The sequence below is a fragment of the Bacillus sp. FSL M8-0256 genome (assembly GCF_038005765.1).
GTDB classification, from domain to species: domain Bacteria; phylum Bacillota; class Bacilli; order Bacillales; family Bacillaceae; genus Bacillus; species Bacillus safensis.
Genome location: NZ_JBBOTU010000001.1, coordinates 2,984,802 through 3,005,912, shown reverse-complemented (window position 1 = coordinate 3,005,912; position 21,111 = coordinate 2,984,802). Strand labels below are relative to the sequence as shown.

22 protein-coding genes are annotated in these 21,111 nt (G+C 40.7%); 7 read left to right on the top strand and 15 right to left on the bottom strand.

The features are described 5' to 3' along the window. Positions 1-9 precede the first annotated feature (9 nt). The gene (locus NSQ76_RS15560; protein WP_024425946.1) at positions 10-366 is read right to left on the bottom strand and encodes a hypothetical protein; all 357 of its coding nucleotides are present in this window, start codon (positions 364-366) and stop codon (positions 10-12) included. 505 nt (positions 367-871) lie between these two features. Here NSQ76_RS15560 and degQ point away from each other — a divergent pair. From degQ to NSQ76_RS15530, 6 genes are all read left to right on the top strand, one after another. After that, positions 872-1,012: a degradation enzyme regulation protein DegQ gene (gene degQ / locus NSQ76_RS15555; RefSeq protein WP_003213123.1), complete on the top strand. Its 141-nt coding sequence runs from the start codon at positions 872-874 to the stop codon at positions 1,010-1,012. Positions 1,013-1,163: 151 nt separating this feature from the next. Further along, positions 1,164-2,087, top strand: a complete 924-nt coding sequence (locus NSQ76_RS15550; protein ID WP_024425945.1) for a polyprenyl synthetase family protein — start codon at positions 1,164-1,166, stop codon at positions 2,085-2,087. After that, positions 2,065-2,238 carry a competence pheromone ComX gene (gene comX, locus NSQ76_RS15545; RefSeq protein ID WP_024425944.1) on the top strand — a complete coding sequence of 58 codons (174 nt, stop codon included), beginning with the start codon at positions 2,065-2,067 and terminating at the stop codon, positions 2,236-2,238. Before NSQ76_RS15550 ends, comX begins: the two co-directional genes overlap by 23 nt. 13 nt (positions 2,239-2,251) lie before the next feature. Then, entirely contained in the window at positions 2,252-4,543 is a 2,292-nt protein-coding gene (locus tag NSQ76_RS15540; RefSeq protein ID WP_024425943.1) for a sensor histidine kinase, read from the top strand. 80 nt (positions 4,544-4,623) lie between these two features. Next, the gene (locus NSQ76_RS15535; RefSeq protein WP_024423322.1) at positions 4,624-5,265 is read left to right on the top strand and encodes a response regulator transcription factor; all 642 of its coding nucleotides are present in this window, start codon (positions 4,624-4,626) and stop codon (positions 5,263-5,265) included. A gap of 23 nt (positions 5,266-5,288) precedes the next feature. Continuing rightward, entirely contained in the window at positions 5,289-5,678 is a 390-nt protein-coding gene (locus NSQ76_RS15530) for a hotdog fold thioesterase (RefSeq protein WP_024423321.1), read from the top strand. A gap of 92 nt (positions 5,679-5,770) precedes the next feature. Here NSQ76_RS15530 and mnhG read toward each other — a convergent pair whose 3' ends face one another. The 7 genes from mnhG to NSQ76_RS15495 are packed head-to-tail and all read right to left on the bottom strand — an operon-like array spanning position 5,771 to position 11,541. After that, a complete protein-coding gene (mnhG, locus tag NSQ76_RS15525) occupies positions 5,771-6,145 on the bottom strand; it encodes a monovalent cation/H(+) antiporter subunit G (RefSeq protein ID WP_024423320.1) in 375 nt (124 codons plus the stop codon). Next, the gene (locus NSQ76_RS15520) at positions 6,129-6,410 is read right to left on the bottom strand and encodes a Na(+)/H(+) antiporter subunit F1 (RefSeq protein ID WP_024425942.1); all 282 of its coding nucleotides are present in this window, start codon (positions 6,408-6,410) and stop codon (positions 6,129-6,131) included. Before NSQ76_RS15520 ends, mnhG begins: the two co-directional genes overlap by 17 nt. After that, positions 6,410-6,889 (bottom strand): Na+/H+ antiporter subunit E, encoded by a 480-nt coding sequence (locus NSQ76_RS15515; protein ID WP_024425941.1) that lies wholly within the window; start codon positions 6,887-6,889, stop codon positions 6,410-6,412. Before NSQ76_RS15515 ends, NSQ76_RS15520 begins: the two co-directional genes overlap by 1 nt. A gap of 6 nt (positions 6,890-6,895) precedes the next feature. After that, the gene (locus tag NSQ76_RS15510) at positions 6,896-8,374 is read right to left on the bottom strand and encodes a Na+/H+ antiporter subunit D (RefSeq protein WP_285709669.1); all 1,479 of its coding nucleotides are present in this window, start codon (positions 8,372-8,374) and stop codon (positions 6,896-6,898) included. Continuing rightward, on the bottom strand, positions 8,367-8,708 hold the full coding sequence (locus NSQ76_RS15505; protein ID WP_024423316.1) for a Na(+)/H(+) antiporter subunit C: 342 nt from the start codon (positions 8,706-8,708) through the stop codon (positions 8,367-8,369). Before NSQ76_RS15505 ends, NSQ76_RS15510 begins: the two co-directional genes overlap by 8 nt. Further along, on the bottom strand, positions 8,708-9,139 hold the full coding sequence (locus tag NSQ76_RS15500) for a Na(+)/H(+) antiporter subunit B (protein ID WP_025094187.1): 432 nt from the start codon (positions 9,137-9,139) through the stop codon (positions 8,708-8,710). The genes NSQ76_RS15505 and NSQ76_RS15500 overlap by 1 nt, the downstream gene beginning before the upstream one ends. Then, positions 9,136-11,541, bottom strand: coding sequence for a Na+/H+ antiporter subunit A (locus tag NSQ76_RS15495; RefSeq protein ID WP_025094188.1), 2,406 nt, complete (start codon positions 11,539-11,541; stop codon positions 9,136-9,138). Before NSQ76_RS15495 ends, NSQ76_RS15500 begins: the two co-directional genes overlap by 4 nt. Before the next feature lie 219 nt (positions 11,542-11,760). On the opposite strand from NSQ76_RS15495, the gene NSQ76_RS15490 reads away from it, so the two are divergent. Continuing rightward, positions 11,761-11,970 (top strand): hypothetical protein, encoded by a 210-nt coding sequence (locus NSQ76_RS15490; RefSeq protein WP_024425938.1) that lies wholly within the window; start codon positions 11,761-11,763, stop codon positions 11,968-11,970. A gap of 74 nt (positions 11,971-12,044) precedes the next feature. Here NSQ76_RS15490 and NSQ76_RS15485 read toward each other — a convergent pair whose 3' ends face one another. The 7 genes from NSQ76_RS15485 to malK form a co-directional block, all read right to left on the bottom strand. Next, entirely contained in the window at positions 12,045-13,382 is a 1,338-nt protein-coding gene (locus NSQ76_RS15485) for a 2-hydroxycarboxylate transporter family protein (RefSeq protein WP_024425937.1), read from the bottom strand. A gap of 176 nt (positions 13,383-13,558) precedes the next feature. After that, on the bottom strand, positions 13,559-14,518 hold the full coding sequence (locus tag NSQ76_RS15480) for an ABC transporter permease (protein WP_024423311.1): 960 nt from the start codon (positions 14,516-14,518) through the stop codon (positions 13,559-13,561). Continuing rightward, entirely contained in the window at positions 14,519-15,565 is a 1,047-nt protein-coding gene (locus NSQ76_RS15475) for an ABC transporter permease (protein WP_024423310.1), read from the bottom strand. It abuts the gene before it with no gap. After that, positions 15,558-17,093, bottom strand: coding sequence for an ABC transporter ATP-binding protein (locus tag NSQ76_RS15470; protein WP_024425936.1), 1,536 nt, complete (start codon positions 17,091-17,093; stop codon positions 15,558-15,560). Before NSQ76_RS15470 ends, NSQ76_RS15475 begins: the two co-directional genes overlap by 8 nt. Before the next feature lie 158 nt (positions 17,094-17,251). Beyond that, positions 17,252-18,334 carry a BMP family lipoprotein gene (locus NSQ76_RS15465; protein WP_024425935.1) on the bottom strand — a complete coding sequence of 361 codons (1,083 nt, stop codon included), beginning with the start codon at positions 18,332-18,334 and terminating at the stop codon, positions 17,252-17,254. 394 nt (positions 18,335-18,728) lie between these two features. After that, positions 18,729-19,436, bottom strand: coding sequence for a response regulator (locus NSQ76_RS15460; protein ID WP_024423307.1), 708 nt, complete (start codon positions 19,434-19,436; stop codon positions 18,729-18,731). Beyond that, positions 19,429-21,027 (bottom strand): malate sensor histidine kinase MalK, encoded by a 1,599-nt coding sequence (malK, locus tag NSQ76_RS15455; protein WP_034622126.1) that lies wholly within the window; start codon positions 21,025-21,027, stop codon positions 19,429-19,431. The genes NSQ76_RS15460 and malK overlap by 8 nt, the downstream gene beginning before the upstream one ends. Positions 21,028-21,111: the final 84 nt, after the last annotated feature.

The following is a 21,111-nucleotide window of genomic DNA, read 5'->3' as shown; positions in this document are numbered from 1 at the left end:
TTTTCTTTGTCATGCCCACTTTAAAAGAAGAAAAAGTCTGCTGGAGGCAAGAGACAAGTAGATTCGAATGCCTTCTGGACTAAAGCGGATATCAATGCCGCTTTTCACACCAATTTGCTTCAGCATGCGGCTCACACTTGTGGAATCAGAGCGCTCAGCAGCTTCCATGATGCGCTGCGCAAACGGAAGGGAGCTTGAAATTTGCTGCGTGATGAGTGAAGCATCAGCAACGAGACGGGCCGATTCCTTTGCGGCTCGTTGAAATGAGTGGGCATCTACTGGAGGAAAAGTCATTGGCGTGCGCGGCGGGTATGCGTGGCTCATTGCGGGAACCTGCAAAGCAGGATAAGGAACATAGTAAAACACATGGTCACCTCTTCTCTCATTGACGTGAAATTGGACGGATATCTGTTCTAAATGTATGTAGAAAATCAGAATAAAGAATCAAAATGATCTTTCTATCTTTGTAATTCCAGCATAAAAATAGGTACTTTTGCGGTCAATTTCGGTGAATGTCGCCAAAAAATTGCGGTGTCCACAATAGCGTCTGTCGTCTGGCCTATGACACGCAAAACCGAAGATACAGAGGGGATCGTACGTTCTATCGGGAGAGAAGTGTGACGAATGATGCCTATTCCTGTCGCAAAAATGACGCAATTCCTTTGAAATTGAGATAAAAGTATGATTTGAAAAGTCAGAAAATGATGAAAAAAGACCTATTGAATTTTGCGGTATCACGCACACGTTTTGTGCATACTTTTCGGTGAAAAAATACTCAATTACATTTACACTGTTAGTAACAGATCAAATACTTATGACCCAATCACCATACACAAATACATTGATCTTCCAAAAAAGGAGAGTGGAATCGATGGAAAAGTATGAAATCGAAGAACTTAAACAATTATTATGGAAACTTGAAAACGAAATCAGAGAAACAACGGCTTCTCTTCATAACATTAACAAAAGCATTGATCAATACGACAAATATGAATATGTGAAAATTTCTTAAAGACTTGATAATCATCAAGTCTTTTTTTTATCCAAATACATACAAAAAAAGGATATATTATTATATAATTGTTAAATAGTGATGTCAGTGGACATTTGCTCATGTCTTTTTAGTAAAATAAAAGACGAAAGGGTGAGGTACAAGATCGAGTATGCTAAACTATCTAGAGAATACAAAAATCAAGCAGAATATGTCTGATTTTATTCAACATGCAGTCAGGCAGAATGATTTACAAAAGCTGCTTCTGAAATTTACAGATATAAAGAATGAATTCCCTTTTGGACAATTGGCTTACCAGCATTATGTGGCATTTGGCGGTCAAGACAAGCAAGCGATTACAAAACTGGCAGCAGGGATTGAACTTCTCATCTTATCAGCCGATATATTAGATGATATTGAAGATCAAGACAAAGATTCTTATCCTTGGATGAAGTGTCAGAGCGGAATTGCGATGAATGCAGCAAATGTTCTTTTTGTATTGAGCTTTGAAGTCTTTTCAAAGCTTGATCATGCACCGGAGCTTTTAAACAGTGTATACTCCTATTCCATTCAGTCAATGCAAGGACAGCATTTGGATATGAATCTGGAGCCGGAGAATGAGCAGGATTGTTTAAATATCATGAAGTTAAAGGCAGGATCACTGTTTGTGTTACCCTGTATGTTAGGGGTTATCTTGGCAACAGGTTCATTTGAAAAAAATGTAGAAAAATATGCTTATTATCTAGGCATGGCAGAGCAGCTTGAAAATGACTATGTGGCTCTTTTTAATAAAAAAAATATTGATTTTAAAAGAATGCAAACATTACCGCTAGTATATTTAAAAAATGAATTTAATCCATCCAGTTCTGACTTGCTCAGTTATTATCAATCAGAGGATAAGAGCATTGGCTCTGAAGAATTAAAGGATAAATTAAAAGAATCTGGCGTTCAACAATATGTATTTATTATGAGAAACCTTCTCAGAAATAAGTTTAAAGAAGCATTCGAAATACTACATTTAGAGGCTTCTAAAAAGGAAAAGCTGATACTTTTTTTAATTGGAGATGGAGAAGATGAACATTCAGAAACTAGTTAGTTATCTAGTGGAGAATCCCTCGGCATTAAAGCAAGTTGCAAATGGAAATGCATCGTTGCTTCACGTTGATCAAGTGACTGCAAGCATTATTGTTGAAGGTTTTCAAAAAGAAGACACCATTAGATCAAAAAAATGGAAAGATGCTGGGTGAGTATAGAGGGTCTATGCAAAAATTTTACTCGAAATTAACTGTTATATTAATGATCCTTAGCTTTATTTATGTGATTTATATTTCCTACATCAATGTGTTTAATATTTTTGTAGGAGCAGTCGTTTCGGTGAATAGTGACGGCCAACTTGAAATAGAGGATGTTGTTGATTTTACAGACAGCTATTATGCTGGTGTTAGGAAAGGCGATATCATCCTTGAAGTGAACGGTAACAAAGAACCAACCGAAGAAGTAAGACGAGGTTATTTAGCGAATGTCAAGAGTTTAGTTGTTGATAGACATGGTGATGAAATTGAAATAGAGAATGTAAGCTTATTAAGTCAAGAAAATCTGTTTATTTATATAATACCTATCATTTTTTATTCGATCTGTCTATTCTGTATATTTATGATTTTAAAAATCAATAAATCTAGGAAAAAAGAGTCTGCATATATTCTAGCTCTCTTTTTGCTAGCTGTTGCTGTAGCCTATGTAAGCTCTGGCGGCTCTGGTAAAGGGGAATATATTAGCAGCTTTGTCGTAATTTTTACGATGACTAGTGTACCGTCGTTATATATGCACTTTATGTATCAATATTTAAAGGAATTAGGAACGGTAATTATTAGTTGGCGTGTACTTCTTTGTTTGTATGCCGTCCCTTTTATAAATATTGTATTAGAAATTCTGTTTAAAAATATGGTTTTAGCTGCTTTTAACTTACTTTCATTCTTTGCACTTGCATTTATTACGATTATTATCACATTAAGGGCTGCTAAAAAGTTGAAAGGGACTGAAATCGGAAATGTCCTTAGTGCCTTTGCACTTATCTTGATCTCATCATTCAGTCCATTTATGCTATTTTTTATTATTCCTTATTTATTTCATAAATATTTTATTTCACCTTATATCCTAGCATCGTTCGCTTTATTGATTCCGTTTTTCTTAGTCTATCAATTTATGACAAATAAATTATATAATGTTGATTTCTTTTTGGGGAGAATCAAATATTATAGTCTTTTAGCCATCACACCTACTATAGCGGTAGTCGTTATATTTGATTTCATTCAGAAGCCAAGTGCTAACTTTTATACAATGAAATTTACGATTATCACGTATATTCTTATGCTCACTGTCTTCTATTTTAAAGAAATCATCGACTTCCGTTTTCGATTGAAGCGTTTTTCAGAGAAGCATAATTATCAAGATAGCGTGTTTAAATTCACGCAGCTCATTCGTGAGGCGTCATCACTTCACCAAGTGTTCTATCATTTAAAATACACCATTTTAGAAGTACTTGTTGTGAACAAAGCCTTTGTGCTTGAAGTGAAGGCAGATGGACAGGTTGAAGAGATTGATGAATCGACAGAGGACAGTAAGCTATGGAAAAAGTATGTAGACCAATTTCAGGAATTATTAGGTGAAGTTGGAAAAATTATTGCGCTTGATAAAGGATTCATGATGAAAATTGGTGAGCGGGGCGGTCACTCTTTTGTGATTTGTTGTTTATCTAATTTACGGACACCGAAATTGTCGCGTGATGAGATTTCTTGGTTGAAAACATTGGCCTTTTATACAAGTGTCAGTTTAGAAAATGTTGTCAAAATCGAAGAGTTGATGGAGCATCTTGACGATTTGAAACAGCGTGAGGCCAATCCTGCCTGGCTGAAGAAAATCATGTTTGCTATGGAAGAGAAGCAGCGTTCAGATTTAGCGAGAGATCTTCATGATTCCGTGCTGCAGGACTTGATATCACTAAAAAGGCAGTCGGAGATGTTTTTAACGAATTTCCAAAACAACCAATGCCCTACATCTATTGAAAATTCGCTTATCTCATGGAATGATCAAATGTCCAAAGTGATTCAAACGACGAGAGAAACGTGTCATGAGCTTCGCCCGCAGCTGCTGTATGATTTAGGTTTAGTAAAGGCGATATCGAAGCTGACTTCTCAAATTCAGGAGGAAGCGCCGTTTCATATTAGGCTGAATACGACACGCTTTGATAAAGAATTGGACATTGATATTGATTCACAGCTGAATATTTACCGAATTGTTCAGGAGCTGTTATCCAATGCCCTGAAGCATTCGAAAGCCACTCAAGTGTTAGTGATGCTGATTTGTATTAAAGATCAGGTTGTTCTTCACTATGAGGATGATGGAGTCGGTTTTGATGCAAGTCATCTTGATCAGCACACAATGAGCATGGGGCTATCGGGAATTAGAGAACGAGTGAAAGCGTTAAATGGAAAGCTTCAAATTCACACAGCCCCGGAAAAAGGGCTTAAGGTGAAAATTGAAATGGAATTGTAACGATTTATTAAGGATTAAGACTTGGCATCAGCCAAGTCTTTTATATAAAATGGAAGTGAGTGATTTAAAGGGAGGAAGACATGAAGAAGATATTGGTCATTGATGATCATCCGGCTGTCATGGAAGGGACAAAAAGCATATTAGAATCAGACCAGCAGCTATCAGTCGATTGTTTAAGTCCTGATGCAGAAGCCGCCTTTTTAAAGACGCATGACTTTTCCATCTATGATGTGATTTTAATGGATTTAAATCTCGGGGATATCAATGGAATGGACATTGCGAAACAAATTTTAGAAACCAACCATCAAGTGAAAATTATCATTTATACAGGGTATGAAGTAGATGATTATTTTGAAGAGGCTATTCGGGCTGGATTACACGGTGCAATCAGCAAAACAGAGACGAAAGACAAAATTATTGAATACATACACCGGACATTGCAAGGGGAAGTTGTCATTCAGCTGTCCTATTTAAAGAAATTAATTTCACAGCAGCAAGAAAAGCCAGAACAGGCGCAGCAGACTGATCACGATCTCTTAACCGAACGGGAGTGTTTGATCCTTAGAGAAGTAGAAAAAGGATACACGAACCAGGAGATTGCCGATGTGCTTCATTTGAGCAAACGGTCAATTGAGTACAGTTTGACATCCATCTTTAATAAGCTGAATGTTGGATCTCGTACAGAAGCGGTGTTAATTGCCAAGTCTGAAAGTGTGCTGTAAACGTGTGAAGGGAGAGGGCCTTAATGGATGTGAGCGGATCAAATACACTGCTTGAGGCACTAGGCATTGAAATTGTAGAGTGCAATAAATCACGATGCGTTGCAACAATGCCAGTCGATCACAGAACAAAACAGCCATTTGGACTGCTGCACGGAGGAGCATCTGCTGCTCTAGCAGAAACAGTGGCGAGCATGGGGGCTGCGGCTCATTTAGACTTAACGCAGCAAGTTTGCTCAGGTATTGAAATCAATGCCAATCATTTAAAATCTGTACGCGATGGAGTGGTGACAGCGACAGCGGTTCCTGTACATGTGGGGCGGCGTACAATGGTATTTCAAATCGATATAAAAGATGATCGAGACCGGCACATCTGTACGTCAAGATGCACACTTGCTGTCATTGATCGCATATAAAAAAGCTCCCGGTGCAGCGGAAGCTTTTTTTGTATGCTGTTGTGCGGTAAAAAAAGAATGGCCCAACATGGCAGGCCATTCTTTTTTGCTTTTTATAAATAAGAATCTTCTTTTCGCTTAATCACAAAGTTACGGAAACCGCCATAATCATCTTGAACGCTGCGTTTGTCGAGCTTAACACCAGTATTGTAGGCGGCTCTTCCGATTAAGTGTGCGCCGACTGGTGCTGTCAGGAAGATAAATACGATGCCGAGAAGGATTTTTGCAGAAATAACGCCTGCAAGAAACCATTCGTGAAAAAACACACCTACTAAAATCAGAACAACGCCAAGGGTCGATGCTTTTGATGCAGCATGCATACGGGTGTAAACATCCGGCAGGCGAAGGACACCAATGGCTGAAATCAAACAGAGGATAGCGCCTAGCAGGATAAAGAAAATCACGATGGCTTTAGCGATGACGATCATTTTCAATCACTTCCCCTTTCTCAAGGAATTTGGAAAAAGCGACAGTACCAATAAAGGCAAGGATGCCGAGCAGTAAAATAATCTCAAAGAATGCAGTGGTTTTCAGTAAAATTGAAACGATGGCTGTCATCCCAATTAAATTGATTCCTATCGCATCAAGTGCACTTACACGATCAGGAATAGAGGGACCTTTGATCACTCGTATCACAAAAAGCAAAGTAGACAGTGCCAGAATGCCAAGTGACATTTGCAAAATGAGTTCCATTACTTACCGCTCACCTCCTGAATCGCTTTTTCAAATGAAACCCGGATATCGTGAATGGCTTTTTCAGCATCTTCAATATCCATCGCATGAATGTATAAAATGGACCGATCATCGGAAATATCAATCACTAGTGTACCTGGTGTCAATGTAATCATATTTGCCAGTATGGTGATTTCCCAATCTGTTTTCAAGTCCGTACGAAAGGCGAAAATACCGGGCTTAATCGTGAGCTTTGGAGATAATACGGTCTTTAATACACTTAAATTGGCAAGAAGCAGCTCGCGAATAAAAATGATGATCAGCTTGAAAATCGCATAAAGGGCATAGCCGTAAAAACGCTGCGGGAAAAATCGACGCAGCATGAAAATGGCGATCATCCCTAATGCAAAACCTGATACAAAGTCTGCGGCTCTGTATGTATCATTCATAAACATCCATGTAAAGGCGAGGAGTGCGTTTAGTAATATTTGAAAGGCCATGTTCATCTACTCCTTCAGCACAGCTTGAATATATTTTTCTGGTGTAGAGAGCATTTCCGCTGCTTGATTGATATAAGGGGCAATGAACTCTGTCCCTAACCCAATGGAAAGCGATAGGACGACAAGCAGTACGCCAGGGTACACCATTCCTTTAATTGACGGCTTTCTTCTTCGCATATCCTGTTCCTCGCCCCAAAATGCGGACATGAAAATCTTCATAATAGAGTAGAGGACAAGAAGACTGGACAGTAAGACCAGGATAGAAAACGTCATGTGTCCAGCAGAAAATCCACCTTCCACAATTTTTAGTTTTCCAACAAAGCCACTCAGTGGCGGAATTCCTGCAAGCGATAAAGCCGATATGAAAAACATCCATCCTAATAGAGGCTGGGATTGAATCAGTCCGCCCATTTTTTTCAGTTGATTTGTACCAGCATACACAAAGAGGGCACCTGCCAGCATAAATAAAGCCCCTTTGATCACCATGTCGTGAATGAGATAATAAATGGCCCCTTGGAGTGATGCAGGTGTGTTGGCTGCAAATCCAAACAAAATGACCCCAACAGCTGTGACAATGTTATAAATCACGATCTTCTGCACATCAGAATAGGCGATCGAGCCTATCACACCGAATATCACCGTCAGTGCGGCAAGCCACGCCATGAGTGTATGGGTGAAGCCTGTATCGTGTATAAAAATTAATGTAAAGACTCTTGCAATCGCATATAAGCCAACCTTTGTCAGCAAAGCCCCAAATAGAGCTGAAATCGCTGCTGGCGGCGCATGATACGATCCTGGCAGCCAGAAATAAAGCGGGAAGATCCCAGCTTTTAAGCCGAATACAATGAGGAACAGGATGGAAATAACAGTGATTAGCCCTGTTTGCCCTGATTCAGCTATTTTCACACTTAAATCAGCCATATTGAGCGTACCCGTCACTGCATATAAACAGGCGACTCCGACAATAAATAATGCCGACGAGATGATATTAAACACAATATATTTGAGTGATTCACGCAGCTGAGGCTTTGATCCGCCTAATACAATAAGCATATAAGATGCCATCAGCAGTAACTCAAAGAATACAAACAGGTTGAAAATATCTCCCGTTAAAAAGGCTCCGCTCACGCCAGCTAACAAAAACTGTACGCCAGAATAATAGAAGAGCCGCTCTCTTTCTTTCCCAATCGTTTGAAAGGAGAAGAGGACTGTCACAAGCCCGACAACGGAAGCGGTCAGCACAAGGAGTGCAGCAAATTGATCGGCCACAAGGGCAATCCCAAATGGCGCTTGCCAGCCGCCCAAATAAAGGGTTTGTATCCCATTTGTGAAAATCGTTTGAACCAAATATGCATTGCATATAATGGCTGAAAGAGATGCCAAGACACTAAAGACTCTTGACAGCATGATGTTTTTATTCATAAAGATCAATAGTGTAGCAGCTAGTAATGGAATTAATATAGGCAGGATCACGAGATTATTCATGCTGATCATTTCCTCTCATTTGATCCATGTCATCTGTTCGCAGCTCTTGGAAGGCACGGAAGGCCATGACAAGTAATAAGGATGTCACACCAAAAGCAATGACAATGGCTGTTAAAATTAATGCTTGTGGCAATGGATCCACATAGGATGTGAGCCCCTCTTTTAGAACGGGAGGCGCTCCTTTTTTTAAACCGCCCATTGTTAAAAGAAGCAAGTGGACGCCGTGACTCAAAACAGCAGTACCGACGATGACCCGCAGAAGGCTCTTTGACAGCATCAAATAGGTCGCCGCCATAAAAATAATTCCGACGATAATAGACATTAGAAATTCCATTATTCCTTCTCTCCAATCATTTGAATAATGGTCATGGTGACACCGACAACAACCAAATACACACCGATATCAAACAGGACAGCTGTCGCCAGTTCTGTTTTCCCTAAAAACGGTAATTGGAAATAATCAAATGCATGGGATAGAAAAGGTGCACCGAATAGAAAGGATCCCATACCTGTCAGGATCGAAACGAGCAAACCGGCTCCAGTTACATAAATAAAGTCAAATGGCAAAATGCGTCTTACTGTCTTCAGATCATAGGCTAAAAGTAGAAGAACGACAGCCGCAGCACTCATCAGGCCGCCAATGAATCCGCCGCCAGGATTGTTATGTCCCGCAAGAAATAGGTGAAGGGAGAAAAGCAAGATGATAAATGCTGTGATTTTTGTTGTGACTTGCAAAAGCATATCATTCGTATCAATCTTTCTCATCGCCGCACACCTCTCTTCCGTTTTGTTTGCGTTTTTAATAATCCATAAATACCAAGTGCCGCAATGGCGAGCACGGTAATTTCAAAAAGGGTATCAAAGCCCCTGAAATCTACTAGAATGACATTGACAATATTGTCACCGCCAGCAAGTTTGTAGCTGTTTTCAATAAAGTAAGTTGAGATGGTGTCAAGTGACTGCTGACTTGTGGAAGCGAAAGCTAGACAAGTGACAACAACCCCAACGCCTAATGAAATGATGAAATTGGTCATTTTGAATCTTCTTGTTTTTTGCTTTAAGCTCAGCTTCGGCAAATGATAGAAGCAAAGCAAAAACAGTGCAACAGAAATCGTTTCAATAATCAGCTGCGTCAGCGCAAGGTCAGGTGCTCTGAAAATCACGAAGAATAATGACAGCGTGTAGCCCATGACACCTAGTGCAATAATAGCTGTTAATCGTGAACTTGCGAATACTGTGGCAATCGTCGCCGCCACCATCACAAGTGAAAGAATCACCTCATACGTGCCAATTGAGGCAGCCTGATCAGTTTGAAATGAAAAGGCCTGCTGATAAAACATCACGCCGCCAATAACGATAATCATGAACCCAAACACATAGACAAGATAGTCACGAAGAAAACCAGTCATATAACTGTTTGTCAGGCGGTATGAACCTTTTTCTAAACCGATAAGAGAGCGGTCGTATAAAGCATTAAATGACCACTTTTCCTTAAAGATGTTGTACATTGGACGCCATTTTGCAAGCGTCAAGTAGCCGATTGTGCCGAGTACAACAACACCTATTGTCATATAGAGTTCTGGCTGGAAGCCATGCCATGCTTCAATTTTCACAGAAAAACGGCTTCCTGTTTCAATCGCTTCAGGAATGATCGCCGCAATTGCAGGTTCAATGACAGAATAGGCAAGAATATTAGGGAAAAAGAAGAAGGTGACCACAAGTGCAGCTAGAATGATGGGCGGAATGAGCATGCCGATCGGTGCTTCATGTGGTTTTTTCTCCAATTGGTCTATATTCAGACGGCCTCTAAAAGTCTTAAAGAGGAGCATCATACTATAAATGAACGTAAAGACACTAGCGAGCCAAGCGAGTGCTGGGAAGATGGCACCCCATGTTGAAACGTCCGTAAAGCTGATATCAGAAATCCGTATCATACTTGTGAAAAATAGCTCTTTACTTAAGAAACCGTTAAATGGCGGTAATCCGGCCATTGAAAATGTACCGATTAACGTAATTGTGAAGGTAATCGGCATGATCGTCATTAATCCGCCTAATTTCCGAATGTCACGAGTTCCTGTTTCATGATCGATAATACCAGCTGCCATAAAGAGACTGCCTTTAAACGTAGCATGGTTAATGAGGTGAAAAATAGCTGCAAGAACGGCTGCGCCAAAAAAGGCAGGATTGTTTTCATGAATCGCAGCTGCGCCGACGCCAAGCATGAGCATAATCATGCCGAGCTGACTCACTGTCGAATAGGCCAGAATGGCTTTCAAATCGTTTTGCCGGACGGCGTGGAATGATCCCCAGAATAATGTGACAAGTCCCACGATGGAAATGGTCCAGAACCATACCTCTGATATAGCAAAGATTGGACTGAAGCGGGCAACAAGATAAATACCGGCTTTCACCATCGTAGCAGAATGCAGATAACTGCTCACAGGGGTCGGTGCTTCCATTGCATCAGGCAGCCAGATATAGAATGGGAACTGCGCTGATTTCGTAAACGCACCTAGTAAGATTAGGATCATGGCAGGGATAAAGTAAGGTGATGCCATAATGAGCTGAAGTTGATTGACTGCTTCACGAATACTGAATGAATCAGTAATCAGGTAAATGAGGATGAAGCCACCAAGCATAGCTAATCCGCCAAAAACAGTAATAAGCAGTGATTTTGTTGCTCCATATCTAGAGCGCTCCCGCTTATACCAATACCCAATTAAGAGGAAGGAAGAGATACTCGTTAACTCCCAAAACAAGTATAAAACCACCATGTTGTCAGAAAGAACGACACCCAGCATCGCGGTCATAAACATGAGCAAATACGTGTAGAAAGAGCCAAGCTGTTCTTTTTCCTTTGATAAGTAGAAAATACTGTACAGCACCACTAGTGAGCCGATACCTGTAATTAATAAAGCAAATAACAGGCTGAGACCATCAACATACACAGTGAAATTCATCCCTAAAGATGGAATCCATTCAGCCTGTGAGAAAAGCGTTCGTCCATTCGAAGTGATGTGTAACATTTGGATGAAATAGGTAAATAAAAGAATCGGCAAGATGAGAACAAACCATCCTGTATGTATACGCCTCACATATTTGTAAAGGAAAGGTACAACAAAAGCGAGTAAAAAAGGTGATAGGATGGCGAAGTGAATAAGCTGCAAGAAAATGAACCTCCTTTGATCAATATAAATTCACGTTCTAAAGAACTGGTAATTAAAATTATAGCGTAAATACAGCCATAGTGCATTGGTTTGAAACGATTTCAAGCAAACTGTATTTGTTTTAGGTTCTTTTGACCACAAAAATAATTTTATCAAAAATGATACTCATTGTATATTGTTTTGTTTTTCGTACATGCTTTTCTTAAAGGAGCTGATCAAATGAAACGAAAGATCGTCATCAGCTTAAGCCTATTCTGCACGATTTTAGGAGGAGCATTCTTGATTGACCGAAATGATCAAAAAAGGTGGCAGGCCGGGAGTGAATGGCCGCTGTTTTCTGAGCATCTTCTTCACATGAGCTATCAAGAAACCAAGCTGTATCCTTTTCAGCCCAGGGAATATTTACGAATTGTATTAGCTGATGAATAAGATCCTATAGGAGAAAAGAAATATAAAAAAAGCATGGGCCCATGTGAGAGCCCATGCTTTTTATGTGTGGCAGTTTAACTAAACACTCTGAGTAAGATCGTTGCACAGATAACAGTTGCTGCTCCGCCAAGTCGTGTAGATACTTGTGCGAAAGGCATAAGACCCATTCTTCCAGAAGCTGAAAGAATCGCAACGTCGCCAGTACCGCCAAGTCCGCTGTGACAGCCAGTGACAATAGCAGATTCTACTGGATACATGTTCATTAGTTTTCCAACGAAGTAACCAGAACCAACCATTGCGAGTACAACAGCGATACATACGCATACGAATGGAATGGAGATGACAGTTGCTACATCATCAAGTGGAATGTATAGAATACCAAGACCAACCATCAGCGGCCATGTAAAGCTTTTAGATACAAACTTGTAGAACTGCTGTGAGCCGTTTTGAAGATGCTGAGGCATCACGTTTAAGTATTTGATTAAAGCGGCAAGAACAATCATTAAGATTGGACCTGGAATATGAACAAAGCTTTCTAACAAACCACCAAAGATGAAGGTTGTACAAGCAACGAGTACACCAGCACCCATTAACCCGAAATCAACTTTTGCATCCAAATCTGGCTGCTCGAAAATTTCGTTTGCTTCTTTAGATTTCACAAGACGGCCATTCCCGTTTAGTTCTGGACGTTTTTCACCAAGCTTCTTCAATGCGCCAGCACAGATAATGGCAATGACGTTCCCGATGACAGCCGCAGGAATTAATTGAGAAATTAATGACTCTGCTGATACATCAAGAATTTGTGAATAAGCGATAGATAATGGCAGAATCCCTTCTCCAACACCACCGGCAATAATCGGTACAATAATAAAGAAGAATGAATGATGCGGTGTGAAGCCAACTAAAAGGCCAACAAGGATACCAGCACTCACAGCTGCAATTGTACCTGCAACGAGAGGAACAAACATACGAATAAGGCCTTGTACTAAAACAGTTCGCTGCATCCCTAGAATACTACCTACTACAAGAGCAGAGATATAGAAGTAAAGGAAGTTCGACGTTTTCATAAGAGACGTAACCGCTTCCAATGAGTTCGGATTCAGAACATTAAAAAAGACCAGGAACGATGGTACGAATAAAGAAAGAATCGCCGGTCCACCAATATCTTTTAAGATTGGAATACGTTGTCCTACATCTCCAAGGAAAATCCCCAAAATCATAATAACAGCGAAACCACCAAGCATATTTGCTGGAATTTTATTAAAATAAGCGGCAGTTAAAATAATCGCTGCAAGTACTAAATACACAGGTAGATCAATAACACCAATTTTCCAAGACATGATCTTACGGAAAACGCTTTTATTATTGTCAGAATCGTCTGTAATCGATTTCAATTGTTGTGCATTAGCCACATAAACACCCCCAAATGCTATTTGTCTCAATTGTAGAAGATTCTGTGACACTCATCTATTTATTAAACTAAAATAAGTGTAATAAAAGTAAAATAAACAGGAGTTTTTGAGTTTTTTATCATACAAAAATCCCCTGAAAGTAGTTTGTCCTTCAGGGGATTGATCATACATCGTATTTATCGTTTTCCTTTTAGATAAGGCGTACCAAGTGCTTTCGGTGCATCGGCACGTCCGATGAAGCCAGTAAGTGCTAAAATGGTGAGCACATATGGTGCTATGAGCATATACACATTCGGTATATCTTGGAACAGCGGCAGGAGAGAGCCAATGATGCTTAAACTTTGAGCAAATCCAAAGAATAAAGCAGCGCCCATTGCGCCAAATGGATGCCATTTACCGAATACAAGCGCAGCTAGTGCGATGAAGCCTTGTCCAGTAATGGTGGCATGTGAGAAATCAAGCGCGATCGTTGAGGCATAAACAGCTCCGCCAAGACCGCCAAACAGTCCACTAATGAAAACAGCAATGTAACGCATCCGGTACACTTTGATACCCATTGTATCAGCTGCCATTGGATGCTCTCCGACTGCACGAAGACGAAGACCAAACGGCATTTTAAATAAAACAAACCAAGCAACAACCGCAAGAGCTAAGGCGAGTATAGACGTATAATAAACATCTTTAAAGAAAATATCACCAATGATCGGAATGTCACTTAAAAGGGGGATATCTCCTTTATAGAAAGGCTCTGTAATTTTATCAGTTTGTGCTTTCCCATAAATCAGTTTGACGACAAACAATGTAGCGCCAAGTGCCAGCATGTTAATCGCCACACCACTGACCGTTTGATCAGCTCGGAAGGTAATGGTCGCCACTGCATGAATCAGTGAGAACAATCCGCCAACGGCCATTCCGACGAGAAGCCCAAGCCACGGGGTCAAGGCTCCAAACGTATCAGCAAAAAATAAGTTAAAGATAATACTGGAAAATGCTCCGACGACCATCAACCCTTCAAGACCGATATTGACAACACCTGATCTTTCTGAAAAGACGCCTCCAAGAGCGGTTAAAATAAGTGGTGCAGCATAAACAAGTGTAGCTGGGACGATGATTTCAAGTATTTGCAGAAATCCCACTTATTTTCCCCCCTTTTTCTTCATTTGTTGAATCACAAGACGGATAATATAGCTTGAGGCGACGAAAAGAATGATGATCGCAATGACAATATCAACAACCTCAGTCGGTACGCCTGATTCAAGCGGCATATTTAATGCACCGACCTTCAATCCACCAAGCAATAATGCAGCAAGGACAACACCAACAGCCGTATTTCCACCTAATAAAGCGACGGCAATTCCATCAAAACCTACGCCTGTAAACGAGCCTTTAATAGAGGCATATTCAAATGTACCAAGACCTTCCATAGCGCCTGCAAGACCTGCAAAAGCACCTGAAATAAGCATCGCATAAATGATATTGCGGCGAACGTTCATACCAGCATAATGTGATGCCTGCTGGTTCATTCCAACTGCTCGTAATTCAAACCCTTTAGACGTTTTTTGAATAATGATCCACATCACGACCGCAGCAATAATGGCAACAAAAATACCGTTATGCATTCGGGAAAAATCAGTGATCTGTTCAAAAAATCCAGAGCGGAGCGAGGCAGTGGCATCGATTTTATCTGTTTTATCTTTATTATCTGTTAAGACATTTGAGATTAAATAGTTTGTGACATGAAGGGCAATGTAGTTCATCATGATAGTAACGATGACCTCATGCACATAAAAACGAGCTTTTAAAAAACCAGGAATAAAGCCCCATAAAGCACCTGCAGCAGCTGCGGTGATGAGTGCAAGCGGCAGATGAATATACATAGGAGCATGGACAGTTGTTCCAATCCATACAGCAGCTACCCAGCCAACAAGCATTTGACCTTCTACACCGATATTAAACAGGCCTGTCCGAAATGCAAAGGCAACAGCAAGACCTGATAATATATAAGGCGTCACTTGCCTGATGGTTTCTCCCATATAATAAGTTTCACCGAAAACGCCATTCCAAAGGGCGCTATAGCCTTCGATGACACTATAACCGCTTGCCAGCATAATAATGGCCCCAACCAAAAGACCAAGTACAATGGCTATAAGCGGAATCAGCAGATTTGTTAAGCGATTAGACATTTGCTTCTTTCCCCACTTCCTGTTGCGTACTTCCAGCCATTAATAGACCAAGCTCTTGCTCTGTTGTTTCTTTTGGATCAACAATGGCGACAATGCTGCCTTCGAAAATAACAGCGATCTTATCACTGACATTGATAATTTCATCAAGCTCAAAGGAGATGAGCAAAACGGCTTTGCCTGCGTCTCTTTGCTCGATTAGACGTTTATGAACAAATTCAATCGCACCAACATCAAGTCCTCGTGTCGGCTGAGCGGCAATTAATAAATCAGGATTGCGGTCAACTTCACGGCCGATAATGGCTTTTTGCTGGTTACCGCCTGACAGAGCGCGCGCTTCTGTATATTCACTCGGTGTTCTGACGTCATATTCCGCAATGATTCGTTTTGCTTTTTGATAAATATTTTTCATATTCAATAAGCCGAATTTTGAATAAGGACGCTGATAATACGTTTGTAAGGAAATGTTTTCTCCAATTGAAAAATCGAGTACAAGTCCATGTTTATGACGATCCTGAGGAATATGTCCAATCCCAGATTCGGTCACTTTACGAGGCGGGAGATTTTGAATGGCTTTCCCGTTTAGCATGATTGTGCCAGATTCTGATTTCTTTAGACCGGTAATGGCTTCAATTAATTCAGACTGGCCATTGCCATCTACCCCAGCAATTCCGACAATTTCGCCAGCCTTCACTGAGAGGTTCAACTGTTTGACCGCTTCAATTCCTCTGGCGTCTTTTACTGTGAGGTCTTGAATTTGAAGAACTTCCTCAGCTGGAGAAGCAGCTTTTTTATCTGTTTTAAATGACACTTCACGACCAACCATGAGGCTTGCAAGTTCATCTTTATTTGTGCTTGCCACATCAAGTGTACGAATGCCTTGGCCTTTTCGGATAATGGTCACGCGATGACAGGCATCCATAATTTCTTTCAGCTTATGGGTGATTAAAATAATGGATTTTCCTTCATTGATTAAGTTTTTCATAATTTGTATGAGTTCTTTGATTTCTTGAGGTGTTAAAACGGCCGTTGGTTCGTCGAAGATCAAAATGTCAGCGCCGCGGTAAAGTGTTTTTAAGATTTCTGCACGCTGCTGCATGCCGACAGAGATGTCAGATACTTTTGCGGCAGGATCTATTTTCAAACCATAGCGGTCAGAAAGCTCTTGTACTTGCTGTATGGCTTGTTCTTTGTCAATCTTTCCAAACTTCTTGGGCTCTTTACCTAAAATGATGTTTTCAGCGACAGTGAAGGTATCGACCAGCATAAAGTGCTGATGCACCATTCCGATGCCTAAATCACTAGCATCATTTGGACTAGAGATGGTCACAGGTTTTCCGTGTACCTTGATTTCACCTTTTTCAGGCTGGTACAGTCCGAAAAGCACGTTCATGAGCGTTGATTTTCCAGCGCCGTTTTCACCAAGCAGCGCATGAATTTCGCCCTTTTTTAGCTGCAGCGTAATGTTGTCGTTTGCTACAATGCCAGGGAATTCTTTGCGTATATTCAACATTTCAATGACATAATCCACAGGTTTAACCGCTCCTTTTTTAGGGTGCTGATGAAGATAAAAACTAGCAAAAGAAAAGCTGCAAAACGAGGCTGCAGCTTTTCTTTTACCACCTTTTACGAATAAAGAGGAGGTAAAGGAGAGGCAGGGGATAAGGCGCGCTTATCCCGCTGCTCAAATTAAGCTTTAAAATCTTTTAGTTCATCACGTGTTGCAGGGATTTTCACTTCACCCTTGATGATTTTTTGTTTCCATTCTTCAACTTTCTTTAATACATCTTTATCAAGGTTTTCCTTAGATGGAGAGATGTCAAGAGCGCCTTCTTTCAGACCGTATGTGATCACTTCGCCGCCAGGGAACTTACCTTCTTTTGCTTTCGTTGTTAAGTCTTGTACCGCTGTGTCTACTTTCTTAACCATAGAAGTAAGGGTAACACTTTGTTTTGTTCCAGGTACTTTTCCTTCGTCATACTGGTCTTTATCTACACCGATAACCCAAACTTTACGGTTAGGATCTGCTTTTTTCAGGTTTTTCGCTTCAGTGAAGACACCAGTTCCAGTGCCGCCAGCAGCATGATAGATGATGTCGACGCCAGATTTGTACATGCTTTCAGCTGTTGCTTTCCCGATGTCAGCCTTATCGAATGCACCGGCATATTTCACTTCAACTTTTGCTTTCGGGTTAGCTGCTTCAACACCTGCGCGGAAGCCAACTTCGAATTTTCTGACTAATTCAGAATCAACGCCGCCTACGAATCCAATTTTGTTTGATTTTGTAGAAAGAGCAGCCGCAACACCCACAAGGAATGATCCTTCGTTTTCGTTAAACACAATGCTGGCCACGTTGTCTTTTTTCACGACTGCATCAACGATCGCAAAGTGGTTTTTCTTACGTTGATCCGCAATTTCAGAAATAGCATCTTCCATTAAGAAACCAATTCCGTAAATCAAGTCGAATTTCTCACGAGCAAGTGTGTTTAAGTTTGTTGTATAGTCAGCATCTGATTTAGATTGTAAGTAATCAAAGCCGTTTTTACCTTTTTTTAGATTGTTGTCTTTCCCAAATGCTTGTAAACCTTCCCAAGCTGATTGGTTAAACGATTTGTCATCGACACCACCGACATCAGTTACCATTGCAACAGTGAATTGATCTTTATCTTTTTTGCTTTCACCGCTGTTTGAGCCAGAGTTGCCGCATGCTCCAAGGATGGTTCCTGCTGCTACGACTAAGGACAATGCTAGTCCAATTTTGCGCTTCTTCAAAACATAACCCCCTATAAAATTTAAAAGTTTCAGAAAAGTCTCGCGAAAAAAGACCGATCTATCTCTTCTCACCCTTCTGAAGAGGGTATTTTATCCTGCTTTCTCATGAAACTTATGGAGAGCAGGAGAGAAGATGTAAGACATCAGACTTATATCTCGTTGAACTAATCAATCATAATTTATCATTTCCGATCGAATAAATAAATAGAAATTTGTTTTATTTTTAAAAAAATGTTAAATGGCTTTATTTGATGTCTTTTTATCTGCTGAAATATGATATAATGCCGCTTTTGTGATGTGCTCCGCTACAGCAGAACCACTGATATCAAGGGGTTTGTTACATCGTATGCCATAAAAAAACATCTGGCCTTTGTGAAAGGTCAGATGTAGTATTTTAAAGATATTGCTGAATCAAATTCATATTGCTCGTGTTCAGTTTATATTGGAAAACAGGACGTCCTATTGTCCCATATGCCATTTCAACATCCACCACTTCGATATCCTCAAGGAATTTCAAGTATTTTCTAATGGAGACTTGAGAGATTTCTGTATGATTGGCTAGGTCTTCGGTTGTGAAAGCCTGCTGGCCAAATGATTGAATGCTTGTCCAGATGAGTTTAAGTGTGCTTTTGGTCAGTCCTTTTGGCAAGAGGACTTTTTCCGCCTCTGCTTTTTTATGAAAAAGCTTCGCATCTAAATCATTTTGCGAAATGCTGTTCATGGATTGATACAGGGCGTGTTTCCGTTTATACTCTGCCAGTGCTGATTGGAATCGTTCGAACTCAAACGGCTTAATTAAATAATCAACTGCTCCGTTTCGCATCGTTTGCTGTACAACATCGACTTCATTTGCAGCCGAAATGACAATGACATCAACGGCATGATTTTGCTGGCGAATTTCTGTTAGTAATGCCAGCCCATTTTGTCCAGGCATATAAATATCGAGCAGTACGAGGTGTATGACTTCTGTTTTTAACACTTCAAGTGCCTGCTGAAAGGAGGTGGCAATCCCCTTTAACTCAAAGCCGTCGATTTGGGTCAGGTAGCGTTTGTTCAGCTCCCCAACCATTGGATCATCTTCTACTATTAACACATTAATCATGTGAATCCTCCTTTTGTTTATACGGAATGCGGAGACTAAAGGTCGTTCCTTCTCCTTTTTCACTCGTGACAATCATATGACCGTTCAATTTCTTGATGCTTTGGTCAACGAAGTAGAGTCCGAACCCTCTGTCTTCTCCTTTAGTTGAAAAGCCTTGATCAAACATGATGTCTTGTTCTTCTTTTGTGAGACCAACACCTGTGTCCGTGATTTCGATGTGAAGCTGTTCTTGAACATATCTGAAGGAGATCGAGATGTTTTTCGTCTCAGTATGAGAAACAGCATCAAGTGCATTATTTAACAGGTTGCCAATCACGGTAATGAGATCATGCGTCACTGCAGGGTCCTCCGTATTTGGCACTTGTGTGCTGCAAATAACCTCTAAGGCAGCGCCTTGTTCCCTGATATAGCTTTGTTTTCCTAGTAAAAATCCTGCTAAAACGGAGTTTTTCACATGGTTGATGATTTCATTTGTTTCCGTTTGCTGATAGATCGCAATATCTTTGATATAGGTGCCAAGATCATCGTAGTTTTTGAGCTGGACCAAACCTAAAATGACATGAAGCTTGTTCATAAATTCATGGGACTGGGCACGGAGCGCATTCGCATACATTTTGACCCCGCTAAGCTGCTCAGCCAGATGTTTCACTTCTGTTTTGTCACGGAAGGTGGCGATGGCTCCGACAATTTCACCTTTTACCGTAATTGGCACTTCATTAAAGACGAGCTCCAGTCCATTCATTCTCACGTCACGATCAAGCAGCGGCTTGCGTGTTTCAATGACCTGTTTTAAGCCGCTTGAAGGGAGGAGAGTTTGAACATCTTGTTCTCTAGGATCAACCATAATGCCCATATTATGAAAGAGCCGTTTGGCCTCTGCATTGGCCAGTTTGATTTTACCGTGCTGATCGACGGCCAGAATCCCTTCTTTTGTTGATTCTAGCATGGCACTTCGTTCTTTTAACAATGTGGCGATCTCATCCGGCTCAAGTCCAAACATAATCTTCTTCACTTTTCTTGCCACAATGAGTGCTCCGATGATGCCAGATAGAAGGCTGAGTGATGTGACGAAGTAGAGTGGAAGTAAGCTTTGATGAATAATCAAGTCAATTTCCTTTAACGTAATCCCTACGGCCACAGCCCCAAGCTGCTTTCCATTTTGATCATAAACAGGAACAAAAGCACGCATGGATCTGCCGAGTGTTCCAGAAGCCGTACTAATATGTTCTTTTCCCTGTAATGCTGCTTTTTCATCACCGCCGGCAAACCGCTTTCCAATTTTCTGCGGATTCGGGTGTGTTTTGCGGATACCGTTCATATCCATGACGACAACGAATTCGGTTTTGGTGATTTGCTGAACACTTGTTGTATATTTTCGTAATGCGGAATATGAATGATCTTCTAATGATTGTGCTGTGATCGGTGCCTCTGCGACCATTTTGGCAGTAGAAAGAGCAATGTCACGTTCCTGCTGATGGATGTTCTTGGCTGTTTCCGACCATATCGTAAAGAATGTGATACAAAGGGAGATCAGGACAACGATGCACACAAAGATCGTCAGCCGTGTTTGCAGTCTTAAAGTTTTTTTCACGAGTATACCCCTAACGCACGATTTTTTCGTAACAGTAATACTTTAACGGGAAAATGTAAGTTTGTGAAGGAATGTACGTGCAAA

Coding starts and splice junctions, on each gene's coding strand:
- degQ (WP_003213123.1), top strand. CDS start 872: ATGGAAAAGTATGAAATCGAAGAACTTAAACAATTATTATGGAAACTT.
- NSQ76_RS15550 (WP_024425945.1), top strand. CDS start 1,164: ATGCTAAACTATCTAGAGAATACAAAAATCAAGCAGAATATGTCTGAT.
- comX (WP_024425944.1), top strand. CDS start 2,065: ATGAACATTCAGAAACTAGTTAGTTATCTAGTGGAGAATCCCTCGGCA.
- NSQ76_RS15540 (WP_024425943.1), top strand. CDS start 2,252: ATGCAAAAATTTTACTCGAAATTAACTGTTATATTAATGATCCTTAGC.
- NSQ76_RS15535 (WP_024423322.1), top strand. CDS start 4,624: ATGAAGAAGATATTGGTCATTGATGATCATCCGGCTGTCATGGAAGGG.
- NSQ76_RS15530 (WP_024423321.1), top strand. CDS start 5,289: ATGGATGTGAGCGGATCAAATACACTGCTTGAGGCACTAGGCATTGAA.
- mnhG (WP_024423320.1), bottom strand. CDS start 6,145: ATGATCGTCATCGCTAAAGCCATCGTGATTTTCTTTATCCTGCTAGGC.
- NSQ76_RS15520 (WP_024425942.1), bottom strand. CDS start 6,410: ATGGAACTCATTTTGCAAATGTCACTTGGCATTCTGGCACTGTCTACT.
- NSQ76_RS15515 (WP_024425941.1), bottom strand. CDS start 6,889: ATGGCCTTTCAAATATTACTAAACGCACTCCTCGCCTTTACATGGATG.
- NSQ76_RS15510 (WP_285709669.1), bottom strand. CDS start 8,374: ATGAATAATCTCGTGATCCTGCCTATATTAATTCCATTACTAGCTGCT.
- NSQ76_RS15505 (WP_024423316.1), bottom strand. CDS start 8,708: ATGGAATTTCTAATGTCTATTATCGTCGGAATTATTTTTATGGCGGCG.
- NSQ76_RS15500 (WP_025094187.1), bottom strand. CDS start 9,139: ATGAGAAAGATTGATACGAATGATATGCTTTTGCAAGTCACAACAAAA.
- NSQ76_RS15490 (WP_024425938.1), top strand. CDS start 11,761: ATGAAACGAAAGATCGTCATCAGCTTAAGCCTATTCTGCACGATTTTA.
- NSQ76_RS15475 (WP_024423310.1), bottom strand. CDS start 15,565: ATGTCTAATCGCTTAACAAATCTGCTGATTCCGCTTATAGCCATTGTA.
- NSQ76_RS15460 (WP_024423307.1), bottom strand. CDS start 19,436: ATGATTAATGTGTTAATAGTAGAAGATGATCCAATGGTTGGGGAGCTG.